The organism is Neoroseomonas alkaliterrae, assembly GCF_014199195.1.
Lineage (GTDB): Bacteria > Pseudomonadota > Alphaproteobacteria > Acetobacterales > Acetobacteraceae > Neoroseomonas > Neoroseomonas alkaliterrae.
Window position 1 is genome coordinate 1 of sequence record NZ_JACIJE010000005.1, and the last position, 20,287, is coordinate 20,287.

Genomic DNA, 20,287 nt, shown 5'->3' on the forward strand with positions numbered 1-20,287 from the left:
GCGACGCCTGGAACTGGCTCGCCGATCAGCCCGAGCGCATCACCGCCATCGCCTCACGCGCCTACGCACAGGTCAAATTCTGATGCAGGACGTATGAGACGCTGCCGCCGAGGCAGAGAGCAGGTTTGCGGGGGAGAGAGTGGCGTCCCGTACGGGATTCGAACCCGTGCTGCCAACGTGAAAGGCTGGTGTCCTAGGCCTCTAGACGAACGGGACAGACCGTGTGCGCCCGGTTAAGGCCGGGCGCATCCGCGGTCAATAGCCTTCGCCCTCACGCATGCGCTGCGTCCACCACCTGGAACGATGCCCCGACCTGCCCGTTCCATTGTTCCGCGCGCAGATGGCCGCACAGGTGAAGCGGCGTCCGGTCCTGCGCCAGCAGCGCGTGCGCCAGCGGCCCCTCCTTGGCGCGGAAGCAGATGGTCTTGAGCCGCCCACCATCCTCGCCCTCGACGATGGCGCGGACCGTCGCACCCTCCTTGCCAACGCGATCCGCCTTCACCACCCGCGCGCGCTGGATGGCGAAGACGGGCTCCTCGTTGCCCGGTCCGAAAGGGGCGAGGCGTGCCACGTCCTGCGCCAGTCCCGCCTGCGCGGCCACGACATTCAGCGCGCCCTCGACCAGCAGATCGGCCGCCGCCGGCAACAGGGCCGCATGGCGCAGCCGTTCCTCGAGGAAGGCGTGGACCTCCGCCTCGCGCCCGGCGCGAAAGGAGAACCCCGCCGCCATGGAATGCCCCCCGCCCGTCTCCAGCAGCCCCATCTGGCGCGCCGCGATGACCGCCGCCCCGAGGTCCACGCCAGGCACCGAACGCCCGGAGCCCTTCGCCAAGCCATCGGCCAGCCCCGCAACACAGGCCGGGCGGTTGAACCGCTCCTTCATCCGCCCGGCGACGATGCCGACGACGCCGGGGTGCCAGCCCTCGCCCACCAGCAGCAGCACGGCGCGCCCCTGCTCCACCTGCGCCTCGGCCATGGCGTAGGCGGCGGCGAGCACCTCGCCCTCGACCTCCTGGCGCCTCCGGTTCACCGCGTCGAGCTTCTCGGCGATGGCCCGAGCTTCCACCGGATCCTCGCAGAGCAGCAGGCGCAGGCCGAGATCCGGCTCCCCGATGCGGCCCGAGGCGTTGATGCGCGGACCGAGAACGAAGCCCAGCGTGTGCGCGCTCGGCGCGTCGCGCGCCCCGGCCACTTCGAGCAGCGCGGCGATGCCCGCACGCCCACGGCGCCCCATCACCTTCAGCCCCTGCGCGACTAGCGCCCGGTTGAAGCCGGTCAGTGGCATGACGTCGCAGACCGTGGCGAGCGCCACCAGATCGAGCAGCCCGAGAAGGTCCGGCTCCGTGCGCCGCGCGAACCAGCCCGCCCTGCGCAGCGCCCGGACGGTCGCCGCGCCGGCCAGGAAGGCGACCGCCGCCGCGCAGGCATGGCTCAGCCCGGACCTGCAGTCGAGCCGGTTCGGATTGACCGCCGCCAGCACACGCGGCGGCGGACCTTCCGCCTTGTGGTGGTCGAGGATCACCACATCGGCGCGGCCATCAGCCGCCGCGAGCGCCTCGGCGGCGGCGATGCCGCAATCCACGCAGACGATCAGCGTCGCGCCGCGGTCGCACAGCCCCGCGATGGCCGGCGCGTTCGGCCCGTAGCCCTCGCGGATGCGGTCCGGGACATAAGGCGTCACCTCGCAGCCGAGGTCACGCAGCAGTCGCGCGACCAGCGCGCCGGCGCAGGCGCCGTCCACGTCGTAATCGCCGAACACGGCCACATGCTCGCCGCTGCGCACCGCCGCGGCCAGGCGGTCGGCCGCGGCGTCCATGTCCGTCAGCGCCGATGGGTCGGGCATCATCGCGCGCAGCGTCGGCTCGAGGTAATCGCCCGCCATCTCGGGCCCGATGCCGCGCGCCGCAAGCAGCCGGCCGACCACCTCCGGCACGCCCAGGCGCTGCGCGATACCGAGGCCGAGGCGTGCATCGGCAGGCCGCCACTGCCAGCGGCGGCCGGTGATGCTCCGCTCGACGCCGAGGACCGGGCCGCCGTTGGCGGTGCCGTCCATCATCGCCGGTCAGGCCACGAAGGCGGAGGGCTTGCGCGCGAAGTTGTGATGCCCCTCGACATAGCGCACCGTGCCGGACTTGGAGCGCATCACGATGGAATGGGTGTAGGCGCCGCCCGGAAAGCGGCGCACGCCGCGCAGCATCGCGCCCGAGGTCACGCCGGTCGCGGCGAACATCACGTCGCCCTTGGCCATCTCCTCGATGGTGTAGATGCGGGTGGGGTCGGTGATGCCCATGGTGGCGGCGCGGGCGATCTGCTCCTCGTTCTCGAACAGCAGGCGGCCCTGCATCTGGCCGCCGATGCAGCGCAGCGCCGCGGCCGCCAGCACGCCCTCCGGCGCGCCGCCCGAGCCCATGTAGATGTCGATCCCGGCATCGCGCTGGCTGACGTTGATGACGCCCGCGACATCGCCGTCGCCTATCAGCGTGATGCGCGCGCCGGCCGCACGGCACGCCTTGATCAGTTCCTTGTGCCGGTCGCGGTCGAGGGTGCAGACCATCAGGTCGCCGATGTCGCACTTCTTGGCGCGCGCGAGCTCGCGCAGGTTCTCCTCCGGGCTCGCGTCCAGATGCACGACATTGTCGGGCAGGCCGGGACCGACCGCGATCTTGTCCATGTAGATGTCGGGCGCGTGCAGGAAGCCGCCCTTCTCGGCGAGCGCCACGGTGGCGATGGCGTTCGGCCCGCCCTTGGCGGTGATCGAGGTGCCCTCGAGCGGGTCCACCGCGATGTCCACCTCCGGCCCGCCCCCGGTCTTGGCATAGAGGCCGACCTTCTCGCCGATGTAGAGCATCGGCGCCTCGTCCATCTCGCCCTCGCCGATCACCACGGTGCCGGTGATGGCCACGGTGTCGAAGGCCTTGCGCATCGCCTCGACCGCTGCACCGTCGGCGGCGTTCTTGTCGCCGCGGCCGATCCAGCGCGAGGCCGCCAGCGCGGCCGCTTCCGTGACGCGCACGAGTTCCAGCGCCAGGTTGCGGTCCACGACCATTCCCGGCGGCGTTGCGTCAGACATCGGTTCCTCCTGCGAATCCGGCGCAGTCTATACCAGCAGGCTCAGAGCGCCTCGATGCGGATCAGCGCCGGCTTCTCCACCACGGCGTCGAGCGCGGCGATGCGGGCGAGCGCGGCGCGGACCGACGCCTCGCTGGTCTCGTGCGTGGTCAGCACCACCGGCACCGCCTCGCCCGGCGCGCGGCCGCGCTGCAGCATGGATTCCAGGCTGATCGCGTGGTCGCGCAGCACGCCGGTGACGTCGGCGATCACGCCGGGCCGGTCCACCACCATCAGGCGCAGGTAATAGGCGCCGACATGCCGGTCCATCGCCACCGAGGGCTCGGGCTTCAGCGCAGCGGCAGCCGCGCCCCAGACCGGCGTGAAGCGGCCGCGCGCGATGTCCACGAGGTCCGCCACCACCGCGCTCGCAGTCGGGCCCGCGCCGGCACCGCGGCCTTCCATCATCACGCGGCCGACGAAGTCGCCCTCGGCCACCACCGCGTTGAACACGCCGTCCACCCGCGCGATCGGCGCCGAGACCGGCACCATGCAGGGATGCACGCGCGTCGAGATGCCCCCCTCCTCCCGCCGCGCGATGCCGAGCAGCTTGATGCGGTAGCCGAGTTCCTCCGCCAGCGCGATGTCGAGCGCGCTGACCTCGCGGATGCCCTCGACATGCACCGCGCCGAAATCCACCGGCCGGCCGAAGGCCAGCGCCGCCAGGATCGCGAGCTTGTGGGCGGCGTCGATGCCGTCGATGTCGAAGGAGGGGTCGGCCTCGGCATAGCCGAGCTTCTGCGCCTCGCTCAGCACCTCGGCAAACTCGCGCCGCTCGTTGCGCATGGTGGTCAGGATGTAGTTGCAGGTGCCGTTCAGGATGCCGGCCACGCGCTGGATGCGGTTCGCCGCGAGCCCCTCGCGCACCGCCTTGATGGCGGGGATGCCGCCGGCGACCGAGGCCTCGAAGGCCAGTGCCACGCCCTTCGCCTCGGCCATGGCGGCAAGGGAGGCGCCATGCACCGCGAGCAGCGCCTTGTTGGCGGTGACCACATGCTTGCCGGCGGCGAGCGCCGCTTCCACCAGCGCCTTGGCAGGCCCGTCCGAGCCGCCGATGCATTCGACCACCACCTCGACCTGCGGGTCGGCGGCGAGCGCCACGGCGTCGTCGTACCAGCGCAGGCCAGCGACCGGCACGCCGCGGTCGCGCGAGCGGTCGCGCGCCGAGACGGCAGTGACGGTGATCGGCCGGCCCGCGCGCGCGGTGATGATCTCGGCGTTGGTGCGCAGCACGTTGACGACACCGGCGCCGACCGTGCCCAGGCCGGCGACCGCGATGGCGAGCGGACGGTTCATGCGCTGAGTGCTTCCTGCTTCTCGTCCACCGGCGCGGCGTTGTCGCCCGCGAGGAACGACTTGATGCCCCGCAGCGCCTGGCGGATGCGGTGGTTGTTCTCGACGAGCGCGATGCGGACATGCTCGTCGCCATGCTCGCCGAAGCCCAGGCCCGGGGCGACGGCGACCTTCGCCTTCTCGAGGAGCAGCTTCGAGAAGCCGACCGAGCCGAGGTGGCGGAAGCGTTCGGGAATGGGCGCCCAGAGGAACATCGAGGCCTCCGGCGCCGGCACGTCCCAGCCGGCGGCGCGCAGGCCCTTCACCAGCACCTCGCGGCGGTCCTTGTAGAGGACCCGCATCTCCTCGATGCAGTCCTGCGGGCCGTTCAGCGCGGCGGTGGCGGCCACCTGGATCGGCGTGAAGGCGCCGTAGTCGAGGTAGGACTTCACCCGCGCCAGCGCCGCGATCAGCCGCGGGTTGCCCGCCGCGAAGCCCATGCGCCAGCCCGGCATGTTGTAGGTCTTGGACATCGAGGTGAACTCCACCGTGATGTCCTTCGCCCCCGGCACCTCGAGCACCGAGGGCGGGGGCGTGTCGCCGAAATACAGCTCGGCATAGGCGAGGTCGGAGAGGATGAAGAGCTCGTGCCGCCGGCACAGCGCGACCAGCTCGCGGTAGAACTCGATGGGCGCCACCAGCGCGGTCGGGTTGGAGGGGAAGTTCACGATCACCGCCGTCGGCTTGGGCACCGAATGGCGCACCGCGCGGTCGATCGCCGCCAGCATGGCGTCGTTCGGCGTGTAGGGGATGGAGCGCACCGAGGCGCCGGCGATGATGAAGCCGAACTGGTGGATCGGGTAGGACGGGTTCGGCACCAGGATGGTGTCACCGGGGCTGCTGATGGCCTGGGCGAGATTCGCCAGCCCCTCCTTCGAGCCGAGTGTGGCGACCACCTCCGTCTCGGGGTCGAGCTTCACGCCGAAGCGGCGCGCGTAGTAGCCGGCCAGCGCGCGGCGCAGCCCCGGGATGCCCTTGGACTGCGAATAGCGATGCGTGCGCGGGTCCTGCACCGCCTCGATCAGCTTGGCGACGATGTGCGGTGGCGTCGGGCTGTCCGGATTGCCCATGCCGAGGTCCACGATGTCCTCCGCTGCCGCGCGCGCCTTCGCCTTCGCCGCGTTCACCTCGGCGAAGACATAGGGCGGCAGGCGGCGGATGCGGTGGAAGTCCTCGGTCATCGGTGCGGTCCGTGGTTGGCGGGCCGCGACCTATAGAACAAGGCCCGCCCTGCGGGTAGCGCACGAATCAGCGCCGCGCGGGGGCGAGCAGATCGGCCGGCGGCGGGGGCGGCGGTCCGGCGCCGGGGGAGAGGAGCTCGGCGGGCGGCGGGGGCGGCGGAGCCTCGCTCAACGGCTCGCGCGCGGGGGGCGGCGCGGCCGGCGGGGCGGGGGCGGCGGCCGGGGCGGCGGCCGTCGGGGCTGTCACGGCGGGCGATGCCGCCGCGGCAGGCGCGACGGGCATCGGATCGTCCAGGGGGATCCGCGGCGCCGCGCCAAGCCGCGGCGGGCCGGGCGGGGCCATCGGCATGCTGCGGTCCCCGCCGGTTCCGGCCGGGCGGACCGGCTCGGGCCGCATCTCGGGGTCGAGGGGGTTGCGGCTGCGCTGCCGCTGCTCGGCCAGCGCGGCGGTCAGCGCGTCGCGCACCGCGGGGTCAGGCACCGCGGGCCGGGGCGGGACGGTGCCGAGATTGGGGAATGGCGCATCCGCCCCCGGCGGCGGCTCGCGCCCCTCATAGGCCGGGCCGACGATGCGCGAGAAGATCGGCCCGATGTCCTCGGGGCCCGAGCCGGCGCTGCAGGATGCGGCGAGCAGCGCGAGCGGCAGGAGGAGCCGTGCTTGATCGGCCCGTCCGCCCCTCCTACCGTGCCGAAGCCCTGTCCGTCGCACCATCCGACCGGTCTCTCCGCCCCTGTCCCGTCCGGACGCAGCGGTAGCCCGAATCGGGCGGGACGCGAAGGGCGGGCCGCCGTCGCACCGACCGAAAGCGCCCGATGCCCGAGAACGACAACCCGAAGGCGACGACCTTCCGACTGCCGGACCCGGCGCTGGTCAGCCGGACCATGGCCGATGTCGCCGAGCGCGGGCAGCGCATCGTCACGGACTTCCTCAAGCGCCAGTCCGCCACGCCGGCCGATCCCGACCCGCTCAAGATCGGCAACGCCTTCCTCGAGATGACGACGCGGCTGATGGCCAATCCGGCGCGGCTCGTGCAGGCGCAGCTCGGCTTCTGGCACGACTACCTGACGCTCTGGCAGAACACCGCGCGGCGGATGCTGGGGGACGACCCCAGGCCGGTGGTCGAGGACGACCCGAAGGACCGCCGCTTCAAGGACGACGCCTGGCGCGAGCACGAGGTGTTCGACTTCATCCGCCAGTCCTACCTGCTTTCCGCCCGCTATTTCCGCCATGTGGTCGAGGGCACCGAGGGGCTCGACCCCAAGACGGCGCAGAAGGTGGATTTCTACACGCGGCAGTTCGTGGACGCGATGAGCCCCACGAACTTCCTCCTCACCAATCCCGAGGTGCTGCGCCGCACCGCCGAGACCGGCGGCGAGAACCTGCTGCGCGGCCTTTCCAACCTGCTTGCGGATCTCGAGCGCGGCCGCGGACAGCTCAGGATCCGGATGACGGACGACACCAAGTTCAAGGTGGGCGAGAACATCGCCGTCACGCCGGGCAAGGTCGTGTTCCAGAACGACCTGATGCAGCTCATCCAGTACAGCCCGACGACGGAGACGGTGCTCAAGCGGCCGTTGCTGATCATCCCGCCCTGGATCAACAAGTTCTATATCCTCGACCTGCGGCCGAAGAACTCCTTCATCCGCTGGGCGGTGGACCAGGGCCACACGGTCTTCGTGATCTCCTGGGTCAACCCGGATGCGAAGCTCGCGGAGAAGGGCTTCGATGACTACATGCTCGAAGGCCCCTACGCCGCGCTGGATGCGATCGAGAAGGCGACCGGGGAGCGCCACGCGAACGTCATCGGCTACTGCCTCGGCGGCACGCTGCTCGCCTGCACGCTGGCGCACATGGCGGCCAAGCGCGACACGCGCGTGAAGTCGGCGACCTTCTTCACGACCATGGTGGATTTCGAGGAGGCCGGCGAGCTCGGCGTCTTCATCGACGAGGAGCAGCTCGCCGCCCTCGAGCAGAAGATGCAGAAGCTCGGCTATCTCGAAGGGCGCGAGATGGCCACCACCTTCAACATGCTGCGCGCGAACGACCTGATCTGGTCCTTCGTCGTCAACAACTACCTGATGGGCCAGGAGCCCTTCCCCTTCGACCTGCTCTACTGGAACGACGATTCCACGCGCATGCCGGCACGGATGCACAGCTTCTACCTGCGCCGGATGTACCAGCAGAACGACCTCGTGAAGCCGGGCGGGATCGAGCTCGCGGGCGTGAAGCTCGACCTCAGGAAGATCAAGCTGCCGACCTACATCCTGAGCACGCGGGAGGACCATATCGCGCCCTGGACCTCCACCTACCGCGCGACGCAGATCTACAAGGGGCCGGTGCGCTTCGTGCTGGCCGCATCAGGCCACATCGCGGGCGTCGTGAACCCGCCGGATGCCGGCAAGTACAGCCACTGGATCAACGAGGAGCTGCCGCCCGAGCCCGAGGCGTGGTTCAAGGGGGCGACCGAGCTCGCCGGTTCCTGGTGGCCGGACTGGCATCGCTGGGTGAGTGCGCTCGACCGCACGATGGTGCCCGCGCGCATCCCCGGCGAGGGCGGGCTTCCGGCGATCGAGGACGCGCCGGGTTCCTACGTCAAGGTGATGGCGACCGACTGATCAGAAACCGGCGCCGAGCCCGTCGGTGATCGCGCCCGGCGTGCCCGCCTGCCACCAATTCCCCGCACCCGCCCAGCCCCGGTCGAGATCGAGCCGCCGCACCTCCCGCGCCAGCGCGGCGGAGGCCTGCTCGGCCGCCGGCAGCGGCCCGATCCCGGCAAGGCGATCGAGCGTCACTTCCCCGCCCGGATCGAACAGCGGCGGGGCGAGGGCCGCGAGGGCCCCTGCCCGGTCATTGGCCCGCAGCCGCGCCGCGACCGTCGCGAAGGCGGCGACCATCCGCGCGCCATCGGCCTGCTGCGCGCCGCCGACCGCGGCACGGTTCTCGTCGCGCGCGACGCGCATGGCTATGGCGAGGGTTGGCGAAAGGCCGGGCCAGGCGCGCGCCTCCGCGACCTCCAGCGTCAGCGCCTCGAAGCGCGCGAGCGCGAGGGCCGCCTCGGCCGGCCTTCCGGCGAGTCCGGCGCCGCCATTCGCGAAGGCCGCGGCGGTCGCCTCCACGGCCGCGCGCAGCGGCGGCCCTGCCGTCGCCGCCCCTGTCAGCACGGCAGCGGGCGGGTTTGCGGGCGTGCGCAACTCCTCGCAGCCGAGCAGCGGCAGCGCCAGCAGGGCGCGTCTGGGTATCAATCCCGGCTCCAGGGCGTGCCGCGGCGGTTCATGCGCCAGAGTTCCATCTCGGCCATGCGGGCCGCCTGCGCAGATAGCGGCAGGGGCGGCAGCGCGGCAAGCCGGGCCAGGCTCTCCTGCCCGCCGGGTGTCACCAGCGGCGGGCGCAGGGCATCCGCCGCGGCGGCGGCATTGCGGCTGCCATAGGCGCTGCGGACCATGGTCATGGCGTCGATCACGTCCTGCGGCGCCGCCGCGCCGTTGATGCCGAGGGCGCCGCGCCATTCGGGCCTCGCCTGCTCGAAGGCCTGTGAGACGAGGGGGGAGAACTCCGCCCAGCGCGTGTTCCAGCGCAGGTCCACCGCGAGGAACTCGAGTTCGGAAATGATCTGCGCCGCCTCCCAGGGCCGCCCCGCGAGGCTGCGCGGCGAGCCGAGAAAGGAGGAGGTGCGCAGGATCGCCTGCCGCGCCGGATCGAGCGTGACCAGGCTGCCCTGCACCTCGGGCAGGACCGCGGTCGGCGGCGGCGGCTGGCTGGAGCAGGCGGTGGCGAGGCCGAGCACGGCGAGAAGGGCGGCGCGGCGACGCAGGCAAGGGTCGAGTGTCATGGTCCTGACCTCCCGCCCCCGAAATCGTCGCTGTCTTAGGGCGCCGCAAGCGGGGCATGCAACGGATTTCACGGCCAGCAGCCGGCCGCCTTCGCCCGTGCGCGGACCAGCGCGAGGACCGTCCGGCAGGTCGGCGCCGGCTCCCCGACCAGGTCGGCGAGTTCCACCACGGCGCCGAGCAGCGCCTCGATCTCCATCGGTCGCCCGCGTTCGAGGTCCTGCAGCATGGAGGTCTTGTGCGCCCCGACCTCCGCCGCCCCGGCGATGCGCTTGTCCACATCTATCGCGAAGCGGACGCCGAGCGCCTCGGCCACGCGCTGGCCTTCGAGCATCATCGCGCGCGCCACGCCGCGCTGGCCGTCATCGGCGATCAGCACGTCGAGCGTCGCTGTGGTGAGCGCCGAGATCGGGTTGAAGGCGAGGTTGCCCCAGAGCTTCACCCACAGCTCGTCGCGGATGCGCGGCCGCACCGGCGCCTTGAATCCGGCGGCGATCAGCGCCTCGCTCAGCCGCTGCGCGCGCGGGCTGCGGCTGCCGTCCGGCTCGCCGAGTGAGAAGCGGTCCCCGTAGGTGTGCTCGATGACGCCGGGCGCGATGACCTCGGCGGCCGGATAGACGATGCAGCCGATCGCGCGCGCGGGCGGCAGCAGGGCCGAGACGACGCCGCCCGGGTCCACGCTTTCGACCACGCGCCCCTCATGCGGGCCGCCGAGACCGTGGAAATACCACCAGGGCACGCCGTTCACCGCGCTGACCACCGCGGTCTCGGGCCCGAGAAGCGGCTGCATCTGCGCCGCCGCGCCGGGCAGGGAATGGGCCTTGAGCGTGACCACGACATAGTCCTGCACGCCGGCCTCGGCGGCGGAGGCGACGCAGCGCGGGCGCACCACCGTCTCGCTCCCCTCGCTCAGGAGCTTCAGGCCGTGGGCCTGCATCGCCGCGAGGTGCGGGCCGCGCGCGATGACCGTGACCTCCACATCGCCCTTCGCCGCGAGCCGCGCAGCCATCAGCCCGCCGATCGCCCCGGCGCCGAAAATGCAGAGCCTCATGCCGTAAGCCCCAGCTTCTCCGCGAGACCGATGCGCATCAGCTTGCCCGTCGCGCCCTTCGGGATCTCGTCGAGGAACACGACACGGCGCGGCACCTTGAAGTCGGCGAGGTGTTCCGCGGCGTAAGCGCGCAGTTCCCGCTCGGTGCAGGTCATCCCTTCGCGCAGCACGACGGCCGCGCCGACCTCCTCGCCGAGCCTGGCGTGCGGGATGGCGAAGGTCAGCGCCTGCGCCACCGCCGGGTGGCCGGAGAGCACGCCATCCACCTCGAGCGGGCTGACCTTCTCGCCGCCGCGGTTGATCAGTTCCTTGAGGCGGCCGGTCAGGGTCAGGTAGCCCTCGGCGTCGAAGGCGCCCTGGTCCCCGGTGCGGAACCAGCCCTTGGTGAAGGCCTTCGCGTTCGCCTCGGGGTTGGATTCGTACCCGGCGGTCACGTTGGGGCCGCGGATCACCACCTCGCCCACCGCGCCCTGCGGCAGCAGGGTGCCGTCCTCGTCCATGATGGCGACCTCAGGCCCCGCGGGCAGGCCCACCGATCCCGGCTTGCGCGGCCCGGCCAGCGGGTTCGAGCACATCTGGTGCGCGGCCTCGGTCATGCCATAGCTCTCGACCAGCGGGGCGGCGAAGACCTGCTCCATCTGCTGCATCACCGGCCCCGGCAGCGAGGCCGAGGAGGAGCGCAGGAAGCGCAGCCGCGCGCGCTTGATGATGTCCGCGTTCCGCTCCGCGCGCGCGAGGATCGCCTGGTGCATGGTGGGCACGGCGGTGAACCAGGAGGGGCGTTCCTCGTCCAGCCAGCGGAAGAAGCGCAGCGCGTCGAAGCCCGGGGTGCAGACCACCGCCCCGCCCGCGGCCACCGAGGCCAGCACGGCGGCCATCAGCCCGTGGATGTGGAACAGCGGCATGATGTTGAGGCAGGCATCGTCCGGGGCGAGTTCCAGCGTGCGCCCGATGTTGCGCGCCGAGGCGCAGATGTTGGCCTGGCTCAACGGCACGATCTTCGGCCGCGCCGTGGTGCCGGAGGTGTGCAGCACCAGCGCCTCGTCCTCGGGCCAGGCCATGCCGGGCTTCTCGGCATTGCCGGGCTCGCCGCCCTCCAGCGTGAAGGCGCCGGCCGCCTCGCCGGGCACGAGGTCGAGCACGGGGATGGAGAGCCGCCCCGCGACCTCCCGCGCATCCGAGGCCATGCCGTGCAGGATGACCAGCGCCTTGGCCCGCAGGTCGGTGAGGTAGAAGGCGAACTCCTCGGCGCGGTAGGCCGGGTTCAGCGGCGCGGTGCTGGCGCCGCAGCCGATGGCGAGGAAGGCCGCGGCCATCTCGGGCCCGTTGGGCAGCACGATCGCAACGCGATCCCCCCGGCCGATGCCGAGGCGGTTGAGATGCGCCACGATGCGCGCGCATTGCTCGCGCAGCGCGCCGAAGGTCAGGCTGGGGCGCTCATTGGTGCCCCGGATCGCCGCGGCGGCCGCGGCGCCGCCCGCCAGCAGGCGGGAGATGGTCTCGGTCATGCACGCTCCTCTCCCCGGTCAGGGCGACTATGGGAGAGGCGCGGCCCCGCGTCAGCCCCCGCCGAGCGAGCGGCGATGCCGCCCGGCCAGTTCCACGTAATGCGGCGCGGTACGATCGAAGCCGGCGCGCTGCTCGGCGGTCAGCACCCGCACCAGCTTCGCGGGGTTGCCCATCCAGAGCTCCATGGCCCCGATCACCTTGCCCGGCGGCAGGACGGAGCCAGCAGCGAGCACGCCGCCTTCCTCGATGATCGCGTCATCGAGCACCGTCGCGCCCATGCCGACGAAGGCGCGGTCCTTGAGCGTGCAGGCATGGATGATGGCGGCATGGCCCACGGTCACGTCGTCGCCGATGGTGGTGCATTGCCGCCCGGCATTGACGTGGATGATCGTGCCGTCCTGGATATTCGTGCGCGCGCCGATGGTGATGGTGTTGGTGTCGCCGCGCAGGACGCAGTGGTACCAGATGTTGGACCCCTCCCCCACCGTCACCTGGCCGATCACCGCGGCGGTCGGCGCCACGAAGGCGCCCGGGTGGATGACCGGGCGATGGCCCTCGAACACGTAGAGCGGCGGCAGGGTCAGCGGCTGGTTGGTATCCATGGTCTCCTCCCGGGTGTCTCGGGCTCAGCATATGCGCCCGCCGGCGGGGCGGCGGAAGGCCGCCCCGGCCGGATGGTCATTCGGCGGCGCGCGGGGCGGCCATGGGCAGGTCGGCATTGACCGGAATGCCGAGCATCAGCCCGAGATTCTGCACCGCCGCCCCCGAGGCGCCCTTGCCGAGATTGTCGTAGCGCGCGACCAGCACCGCCTGGCCGCGCTTCTCGTTGCCATGGACACGGATCTCGAGCGCGTTGGTGCCGTTCAGCGCCTGCGGCTCGATCTTGCCGCCCGGCTCGGCCGGCACCACGCGGACATGGCGGCTGCCGGCATAGCGGGCGGCCAGCAGCGCCTCGATCTCGGCGGGGCTGACCGGCCTTGCGAGCGTGTCGAGATGCAGCGGGATGGCATCGAGCATGCCCTGCGCGAAGTCGGCCACGGCGGGGACGAAGATCGGCCGGCGCGTGAGCAGGGAATAGGCCTGCATCTCGGGCAGGTGCTTGTGCTCGAGGCCGAGGCCGTACATCTCGAAATCCGGGGCCGTGCGCGCCTCGTAGGCGGCCACCATCGCCTTGCCCCCGCCCGTGTAGCCCGAGACGGCGTTGACCGTGACCGGATGGTCGGGCGCCATGATCCCGGCCTCGATCAGCGGGCGCAGCATCAGGATCACGCCGGTGGGGTAGCAGCCGGGGTTGGAGACGCGCGGCGCCGCGGCGATCGCCGCGGGCTGGTCCGGCGTCAGTTCGGGCAGGCCATAGACCCAGTCGGGGTCCACCCGGTGCGCCGTGGAGGCATCGAGCAGTTTCGGCGCGCTCGCCCCGAGGGAGGCCGCGAGCGCCGCGCTCTCCTTCGCCGCGTCGTCGGGCAGGCAGAGGATGACGAGGTCCACCTCCTCCATCATCTCGCGCCGCGCGCCGGGGTCCTTGCGTCGCTCGGCGGCGATGGAGCGCAGGGCGACATGCGGGTTGGCCGCCAGCCGCTCGCGGATCTGCAGGCCGGTGGTGCCGGCCTCGCCGTCGATGAACACCGTGGGGGTCTTGGCCATGGAGGACCTCCGTTGCGCCGCGGCATTTGCGGCGATGTGGACCCTGGAAAGCAAGGGGGGCGGGCCCCTGCGGACCCGCCCCCCGATCGGACCAGCCATGCGGCCGGGCGTGGCGCCCGTCCGCCGGGCGTCAGCGCTTGGAGAACTGGAAGGAACGTCGCGCCTTGACCTTGCCGTACTTCTTGCGCTCGACCACGCGCGGGTCGCGGGTCAGGAAGCCGGCCTTCTTCAGGATGGCGCGCAGCTCCGGCTCGTAGTTGCAGAGCGCGCGGGAGATGCCGTGGCGCACCGCGCCGGCCTGGCCGGAGAGGCCGCCGCCGGTCACCGAGCACATCACGTCGAATTGCTGGTAGCGGTCGGCCACCAGGAAGGGCTGGGTGATCAGCATGCGCAGCACGGGGCGGGCGAAGTACTTCGCCGCCGGCTTGTCGTTGATCACGATCTGGCCCTTGCCGGGCTTCACCCAGACGCGCGCCACCGCGTCCTTGCGGCGGCCGGTGGCGTAGGAACGCCCCTGGGCGTCGCGCTTCGGCTCGCGCTTCGGCGCGGCCTCGGGGGCCGCCGGGGTGCCGGCGACCAGATCCTTCAGGTCCGCAAGCGTACGGGTCTCGCTCATCGGATCAGGCCACCTTCTTCACGAGCGCGGAGTTCTTGCGGTTCAGCGCCGCGACGTCGAGCGCGACCGGCTGCTGGCCGGCATGCGGGTGCTCGGGCCCGGCATAGACGTGCAGGTTGCGCATCTGCTGGCGGCCGAGCGGGCCGCGGGTGATCATGCGCTCCACCGCCTTCTCGATCACGCGCTCGGGGTACTTGCCCTCGAGGCGCTCGCGCACGGTGCGCTGCTTGATGCCGCCCGGGTAGCCGGTGTGCCAGTAGAACACCTTCTGCTCGGCCTTGGCGCCGGTGACGCGCACCTTGCGGGCATTGATGATGACGACGTGGTCGCCGCAATCCACGTGCGGCGTGAACTGGGGCTTGTGCTTGCCGCGGAGGCGGTTGGCCACGAGGCTGGCGAGGCGGCCGAGCACGAGCCCGTCCGCGTCGATCAGCACCCAGGCCTTCTTCACATCCGCCGGCTTCAGCGAGGTGGTCTGTCGCGAGAGCATCGGTGTTCCAGGGTGTCAGGCGTTGCAGTGGCGCGCTGTATCCACGCCGTGGGCCGGAAAGTCAAGCCGGACAAGCGTTTTCCGCATGCGGTATCCGGATACCACTCAGTCGCCCCGCCTTTCCCCTTGTCTTCGCTCGCCCGGCGCTGCCACCCTCGGCGGCATCCAGCACAAGAACGCCCCGGCCGCGCAAGGCGCGGGGCGAAAGGGAGGACGTCACGCCATGATCCGACTGCCCCGCCGCGCCCTGCTCTCGGGCGCCGCCCTGCTCGCCGCGCCGACCGTCAGGGCGCAGGGCGCCTGGCCAGGCAGCCAGCCGGTCTCGGTCGTCATCCCCTATGCCGCCGGCGGGGCGACCGACGTGGTGGCGCGCCTGCTGCTCGACGGCCTCGCCGCCAGGACCGGCGGGACCTTCATCATGGACCACAAGCCCGGCGCCTCGACCACCATCGCCGCGCGCCATGTCGCCCGCGCCCGGCCGGACGGGATGACGCTGCTGCTCGGCACCAACGTCACCTTCACCACCGCGCCCCACGCGCTGCGCACGATCGGCTTCGATCCCCTGGAGGACTTCGCCCATGTGACGCTGCTCGCCGAGCCGCTCTTCCTGCTCGTGGCCCATCCGCGCTGGGGCAGCCTTGCCGCGCTGCTCGCCGCGGCGAAGGAACGGCCCGGCGCGCTGTCCTACGCGACCTGGGGGGTGGGCAGCACCTCGCATCTCGGCATGGTGGACCTGTGCGCCCGCGCGGGGGTGGAGATGCTGCATGTCCCCTTCAACGGCGCGCCGCCCGCGCTGACCGAGACCATCGCCGGGCGGACCGACGCCATGATGTCCACCTTCGCCCCGGCGCGGCCGCAGGTTGAGGGCGGGCGGGTCGCCGCGCTCGGCATCCCGTCGCCGCGGCGCGCGGCGAGCCTGCCCTCGGTGCCGACCATCGCCGAACAGGGCTTCCCCGACTTCACCGTCAGCGGCTGGTTCAGCCTCTCCGCGCCGAAGGGCACGCCCGAGCCCATCCTCGAGCGCCTGGGCGCAGCCGCGGCCGAGGCCTTCGCGAGCCCCCAGGCCGCCGCGACATACGACCGGCTGGGCTTCGTGCAGGCGACACCGGGGCGGGAGGTGATGATCGCGCGGCTGCGCCGGGAGTTCGAACAGAACCGCGAACTGATGCAGCGCGCCGGCATCCGGCCCGAATAGGCGCCGCGGGCGGACCGCACAGCGAGGCGCGGGCGAGACGGCATCCCGCCGCCGCGGGGCCGGCCGGACGCGGCGCCCGAACCCAGCGGAGGAGGAACCGATGTTCAGCCATGTGACGCTCGGCACGAATGACGCGCCCCGCGCCATCGCCTTCTACGACCGGGTGCTGGCCGTGCTCGGGATCGCGCGGCAGGAATCGGATCCCGGCAAGGGCTATGCGGGCTATGCGACCGCCCCTGAGGTCACGCCGCAGTTCTGGATCACCACGCCGTTCGACCGGAAGGCGGCGAGCGTCGGCAACGGCGCCACCATCGCCTTCGACGCGCCCGACAGGGCGAGCGTGGACCGCTTCCACGCCGCCGCGCTGGCCCATGGCGGCACCGATGAGGGCGCGCCGGGTCTGCGCCCGCACTACCACCCCGACTATTACGGTGCTTATCTGCGCGACCCTGACGGAAACAAGCTCTGCTGCGTCTGCCACCGCCCCGAATAGCGGCGGCCGCGCGGCGGCGCGGAGGAGACGCATGAGCGACAAACCCCATGGCCTCGGCCGCAACGCCTCCAACTACGGCGACCCGGCCTTCGCGCTGTATCTCCGGCGCTCCTTCGCGAAGTCCATGGGCTACAGCCAGGCGATGCTCGACAAGCCCGTCGTCGGCATCGCCGACACCGCCTCGGACTACAACAACTGCCACCGGACGGTGCCGGAACTGATCGAGGCGGTGAAGCGCGGCGTGCTCGCCGCCGGCGGGCTGCCGCTGGCCTTCCCCACCGTCAGCCTCTGCGAGCCCTCGCTCAGCCCTTGCTCGATGCACTACCGCAACCTGATGGCGCTCGACACCGAGGCGATGCTTGCGAACCAGCCGATGGACGCGGCCGTTCTCGTGGGCGGCTGCGACAAGACGGTGCCGGCGCAGCTCATGGCCGCGATCAGCGCCAACGTCCCGTCGGTCATGCTGGTGGTCGGGCCGATGCTCGCCCAGGCCTTCGAGGGTGAGCGCCTGTCCGCCTGCACCGATTGCCGGCGCTACTGGGCGCGCTACCGGGCGGGCGAAGTCTCGGAGGAGAAGATCGGCCAGGTCGAGGGCAAGCTCGCGACCACCGCCGGCACCTGCGGGGTGATGGGCACGGCCTCGACCATGGCCTGCATCGCCGCGACGCTCGGCTTCATGCCGCTGGAGGCGGCCTCCGCCCCGGCGGTGCATGCCGACCGGCTGCGCATCGCCGAGGAGGCGGGCGCGCAGGCGGTGCGGCTGATCCGCAACCCCCTGCCGCCGCTGTCGCTGATGACGCAGGGCAATCTCGACAATGCGGTGCGCGTGCTGCTCGCGCTCGGCGGCTCGACCAATGCCGTCGTGCATCTCGCGGCCATCGCGGGCCGCGCGGGGCTGGCGCTCGACCTGAAGCGGCTGGACGCGCTGTCGGAGGAGACGCCGGTGCTCGTGGACCTCAAGCCCACCGGCGAGGGCTACATGGAGGATTTCCACGCCGCCGGCGGGATGCGCGCGCTACTGTGGGAACTGCGCGACCTGCTCGACCTGAGCGCGAAGGATCTCGACGGCCGCAGCCTTGCCGAGCGCATCGGCGACGGGTCGCACTACGTGGACCGGCGCATCATCCGCGCGCGCGGCGAACCCGTCTCGCCGGTGGGCGGCCTGGTCGCGCTGTTCGGCTCGCTCGCGCCCGAGGGGGCGATCCTCAAGCGTTCCGCCGCCACGCCTGCGCTCTTCGAGACCGAGGCGCGCTGCATCGTCTTCGACGGCCTCGCGGACCTCTCGGCGCGGATCGACGACCCCGATCTCGACGTGACGCCGCAGGACATCCTGGTGCTGAAGGGTGCGGGGCCGCGCAGCCCGGCCGGCATGCCGGAAGCCGGATACCTGCCCATCCCGAAGAAGCTCGCGCGCCAGGGCGTGAAGGACATGGTGCGCATGAGCGACTGCCGCATGTCCGGCACCGCCTTCGGCACCATCGTGCTGCACATCGCCCCCGAGGCCGCGGTCGGTGGCCCGCTCGCACTGGTCGAGACGGGCGACCGCATCCGGCTCTCGGTGAAGGAGCGAAGGCTCGACCTGCTGGTGGAGGAGGCGACGCTCGCCGCCCGCCGCGCCGCATGGAAGCCCGCCCCGGCGCCGAAGCGCGGCTGGGACAGGCTGGTGCATGAGCAGGTGACGCAGGCGCCGCTCGGCGCCGATCTCGCCTTCCTGCGCGCCGCTCCTTGATCGCGCTGATCGGCGCGACAGGCCGTTCGGGGGCGGCGCTCGCGCGCGACTTGGCGACCAGCGGCATCGCCTTCATCCCTGTGGTCCGCGACGCCGAGAGATGGCGCGCCCTCGGCCTGCCCGGGCAGGCGCGCATCGCCGATCTGCGCGATGCGCAGGCGCTGCGGGCGGCGCTCGCGGGCGCGGCGCGCATCGTCAGCACCGCCCATGCGCGGCACGCGCCGGCCATCCTCGCCGCCGCGCCGGCCGATGCGAGCTTCGTCTTCATGGGCTCGACCCGCCGCTTCTCGCGCTGGCCGGATGCGCATGGGCAGGGGGTGCGCGCCGGCGAGGCCGCCTTCCTCGCCTCCGGCCGGCGCGGCGTGATGCTGCACCCGACGATGATCTACGGCGCGCAGGGGGAGGACAATGTGCAGCGCCTCGCGGCCCTGCTCGCGCGGCTGCCCGTGGCGCCGCTGCCCGGCGGGGGGCGGGCGCTGGTGCAGCCCATCCACCAGTCCGACGTCACGCGCTGCCTGCTCGCCGCGCTGCGCCGCGACTGGGCGGGGACAGGCACCATCGTCATCGCCGGCCCGGCGCCGCTGGCCTATCGCGACTTCCTCGCCGCCGTGGCGCGCGCGGCCGGGCTGAGGGTGCCGCCCATCCTGCCCGTGCCGGCGCTGCTCCTGCGGCTGCTCGCGCCGCTCGCGCGGCTGATCCCCGGCCTGCCGCGCATCGGCGCCGACGAGATCCGCCGCCTGACCGAGGACAAGGCCTTCGACATCGCCCCGATGCGCGCCGAACTCGGCGTCGAGCCGATCCCGCTCGACCAGGGCCTTGCCCTCACCTTCGCCCCGCCCCAAACCTCCGCCTGATCCGACCGGAGAGAGCCCATGCCCGTGCACAACCGCATCGCCGAATTCCATGCCGAAATGACCGCCTGGCGGCGGGACTTCCACGAGCATCCCGAACTCGCCTTCGAGGAGGTGCGCACCGCCGGCATCGTGGCGCAGAAGCTGCGCGAATTCGGCTGCGACGAGGTGCATACCGGCATCGCGAAGACCGGCGTGGTCGGCGTGATCCGCGGCAGCGGCGCCGCCTCCGGCCGCGCCATCGGACTGCGCGCGGACATGGACGCGCTGCCGATCCTGGAAGACACCGGCCTGCCCTATGCGTCCAAGACCCCGGGCAAGATGCATGCCTGCGGCCATGACGGGCACACCACCATGCTGCTCGGCGCGGCGAAGTACCTCGCGGAAACCCGCAACTTCGACGGCACCGTCTACGTCATCTTCCAGCCGGCCGAGGAGAATTTCGGCGGCGGCGAGGTGATGGTGAAGGAAGGCCTGTTCGAGCGCTTCCCCGTGGAGCGCGTCTTCGGCCTGCACAACTGGCCCGGCCTGCCCGCAGGCACCTTCGCCTGGCGCGAGGGGCCGGTGATGGCCGCGGTGGCCAATCTCGAAGTGACCATCACCGGCAAGGGCGCGCATGGCGCCATGCCCCACAACGGCAACGACCCGATCGTGATCGCCGCCGCCATCGTGCAGGCGCTGCAATCCATCGTCGCGCGCAATGTCGAGCCGGTGGATGCGGGCGTCATCACCATCGCCCACATCAACGGCGGCCACACCTACAACGTGATCCCGCAGGAGGTGCGGATGCTCGGCACCGCGCGCTGGTTCGCGAAGGAGGTGGGGGACCTGCTCGAACGCCGCTTCCTCGAGACGGTGCGCGGCATCGCCGCGGCCTTCGGCGCGACGGCGGAGGCGAAGTTCATCCGCCTCTACCCCGCCACGGTGAACGAGCCGACCAGCACGCACCTCGCCGCCGATGCCGCCCGCGCCGTGCAGGGGGAGGCGCGCGTGATCCACATGCCCAAGCCGACCATGGGGGGCGAGGACTTCTCCTTCATGCTGGAGGTCAAGAACGGTGCCTATCTGATGCTCGGCGGCGGGCGCGGCCCGGACGACGCCAACGTCCACCACCCGAGATACGACTTCAACGACGAGATCCTGCCCATCGGCGCCTCCTGGTGGGCATCGCTCGCGGAGAGGCTACTGCCCCGCCAGGGCTGACCGCCCGTTAGCGCGCGGTAAACCATGGCGGGTCGAGGATCGGCGGTGGAGTCACCG

General features: G+C 72.1%; 19 protein-coding genes and 1 tRNA gene. 6 read left to right on the forward strand and 14 right to left on the reverse strand.

The window, feature by feature from the left end; genetic code table 11:
• Window positions 1-140 precede the first annotated feature (140 nt).
• From FHS88_RS09660 to FHS88_RS09685, 6 genes are all read right to left on the reverse strand, one after another.
• Window positions 141-216 (reverse strand) — tRNA-Glu (locus tag FHS88_RS09660).
• 55 nt (window positions 217-271) lie between these two features.
• Complete coding sequence (recJ, locus tag FHS88_RS09665) at window positions 272-2,053, reverse strand: single-stranded-DNA-specific exonuclease RecJ (RefSeq protein WP_184484021.1); 1,782 nt, start codon at window positions 2,051-2,053, stop codon at window positions 272-274.
• Window positions 2,054-2,062: 9 nt separating this feature from the next.
• On the reverse strand, window positions 2,063-3,070 hold the full coding sequence (gene glpX / locus FHS88_RS09670; protein WP_246419792.1) for a class II fructose-bisphosphatase: 1,008 nt from the start codon (window positions 3,068-3,070) through the stop codon (window positions 2,063-2,065).
• A gap of 41 nt (window positions 3,071-3,111) precedes the next feature.
• A complete protein-coding gene (locus FHS88_RS09675) occupies window positions 3,112-4,404 on the reverse strand; it encodes a homoserine dehydrogenase (protein WP_184484023.1) in 1,293 nt (430 codons plus the stop codon).
• Window positions 4,401-5,621 (reverse strand): LL-diaminopimelate aminotransferase, encoded by a 1,221-nt coding sequence (locus FHS88_RS09680; protein ID WP_184484025.1) that lies wholly within the window; start codon window positions 5,619-5,621, stop codon window positions 4,401-4,403. Before FHS88_RS09680 ends, FHS88_RS09675 begins: the two co-directional genes overlap by 4 nt.
• A 67-nt stretch (window positions 5,622-5,688) precedes the next feature.
• Window positions 5,689-6,333, reverse strand: a complete 645-nt coding sequence (locus FHS88_RS09685; RefSeq protein WP_184484027.1) for a hypothetical protein — start codon at window positions 6,331-6,333, stop codon at window positions 5,689-5,691.
• Window positions 6,334-6,434: 101 nt separating this feature from the next.
• Between FHS88_RS09685 and FHS88_RS09690 the strand changes: the two genes are divergently transcribed.
• A complete protein-coding gene (locus FHS88_RS09690; protein ID WP_184484028.1) occupies window positions 6,435-8,237 on the forward strand; it encodes a PHA/PHB synthase family protein in 1,803 nt (600 codons plus the stop codon).
• Here FHS88_RS09690 and FHS88_RS09695 read toward each other — a convergent pair whose 3' ends face one another.
• The 8 genes from FHS88_RS09695 to rplM form a co-directional block, all read right to left on the reverse strand.
• Window positions 8,238-8,864 (reverse strand): hypothetical protein, encoded by a 627-nt coding sequence (locus FHS88_RS09695; RefSeq protein ID WP_184484030.1) that lies wholly within the window; start codon window positions 8,862-8,864, stop codon window positions 8,238-8,240.
• Window positions 8,861-9,451, reverse strand: coding sequence for a hypothetical protein (locus FHS88_RS09700; RefSeq protein ID WP_184484032.1), 591 nt, complete (start codon window positions 9,449-9,451; stop codon window positions 8,861-8,863). The genes FHS88_RS09695 and FHS88_RS09700 overlap by 4 nt, the downstream gene beginning before the upstream one ends.
• Before the next feature lie 68 nt (window positions 9,452-9,519).
• Complete coding sequence (locus FHS88_RS09705; RefSeq protein ID WP_184484034.1) at window positions 9,520-10,500, reverse strand: 2-dehydropantoate 2-reductase; 981 nt, start codon at window positions 10,498-10,500, stop codon at window positions 9,520-9,522.
• Entirely contained in the window at window positions 10,497-12,008 is a 1,512-nt protein-coding gene (locus FHS88_RS09710; RefSeq protein WP_184484036.1) for an acyl--CoA ligase, read from the reverse strand. The genes FHS88_RS09705 and FHS88_RS09710 overlap by 4 nt, the downstream gene beginning before the upstream one ends.
• 51 nt (window positions 12,009-12,059) lie before the next feature.
• Window positions 12,060-12,611, reverse strand: a complete 552-nt coding sequence (locus FHS88_RS09715) for a gamma carbonic anhydrase family protein (RefSeq protein ID WP_184484038.1) — start codon at window positions 12,609-12,611, stop codon at window positions 12,060-12,062.
• 76 nt (window positions 12,612-12,687) lie between these two features.
• Complete coding sequence (gene argC, locus FHS88_RS09720; protein WP_184484039.1) at window positions 12,688-13,653, reverse strand: N-acetyl-gamma-glutamyl-phosphate reductase; 966 nt, start codon at window positions 13,651-13,653, stop codon at window positions 12,688-12,690.
• A gap of 130 nt (window positions 13,654-13,783) precedes the next feature.
• Window positions 13,784-14,269: a 30S ribosomal protein S9 gene (rpsI, locus tag FHS88_RS09725; RefSeq protein WP_184484041.1), complete on the reverse strand. Its 486-nt coding sequence runs from the start codon at window positions 14,267-14,269 to the stop codon at window positions 13,784-13,786.
• A gap of 4 nt (window positions 14,270-14,273) precedes the next feature.
• Complete coding sequence (gene rplM, locus FHS88_RS09730) at window positions 14,274-14,759, reverse strand: 50S ribosomal protein L13 (protein ID WP_184484043.1); 486 nt, start codon at window positions 14,757-14,759, stop codon at window positions 14,274-14,276.
• A gap of 223 nt (window positions 14,760-14,982) precedes the next feature.
• Here rplM and FHS88_RS09735 point away from each other — a divergent pair, with 223 nt between their 5' ends.
• The 5 genes from FHS88_RS09735 to FHS88_RS09755 all read left to right on the forward strand — a co-directional run bounded on the left by FHS88_RS09735 (window position 14,983) and on the right by FHS88_RS09755 (window position 20,230).
• On the forward strand, window positions 14,983-15,954 hold the full coding sequence (locus FHS88_RS09735) for a Bug family tripartite tricarboxylate transporter substrate binding protein (RefSeq protein WP_184484045.1): 972 nt from the start codon (window positions 14,983-14,985) through the stop codon (window positions 15,952-15,954).
• 100 nt (window positions 15,955-16,054) lie between these two features.
• On the forward strand, window positions 16,055-16,447 hold the full coding sequence (locus FHS88_RS09740; RefSeq protein WP_184484047.1) for a VOC family protein: 393 nt from the start codon (window positions 16,055-16,057) through the stop codon (window positions 16,445-16,447).
• A gap of 31 nt (window positions 16,448-16,478) precedes the next feature.
• On the forward strand, window positions 16,479-18,176 hold the full coding sequence (locus tag FHS88_RS09745; protein WP_184484049.1) for a dihydroxy-acid dehydratase: 1,698 nt from the start codon (window positions 16,479-16,481) through the stop codon (window positions 18,174-18,176).
• Complete coding sequence (locus FHS88_RS09750) at window positions 18,173-19,030, forward strand: SDR family oxidoreductase (protein ID WP_184484051.1); 858 nt, start codon at window positions 18,173-18,175, stop codon at window positions 19,028-19,030. The genes FHS88_RS09745 and FHS88_RS09750 overlap by 4 nt, the downstream gene beginning before the upstream one ends.
• An 18-nt stretch (window positions 19,031-19,048) precedes the next feature.
• Window positions 19,049-20,230, forward strand: coding sequence for a M20 aminoacylase family protein (locus FHS88_RS09755; protein WP_184484053.1), 1,182 nt, complete (start codon window positions 19,049-19,051; stop codon window positions 20,228-20,230).
• The last annotated feature ends 57 nt before the right edge of the window (window positions 20,231-20,287 follow it).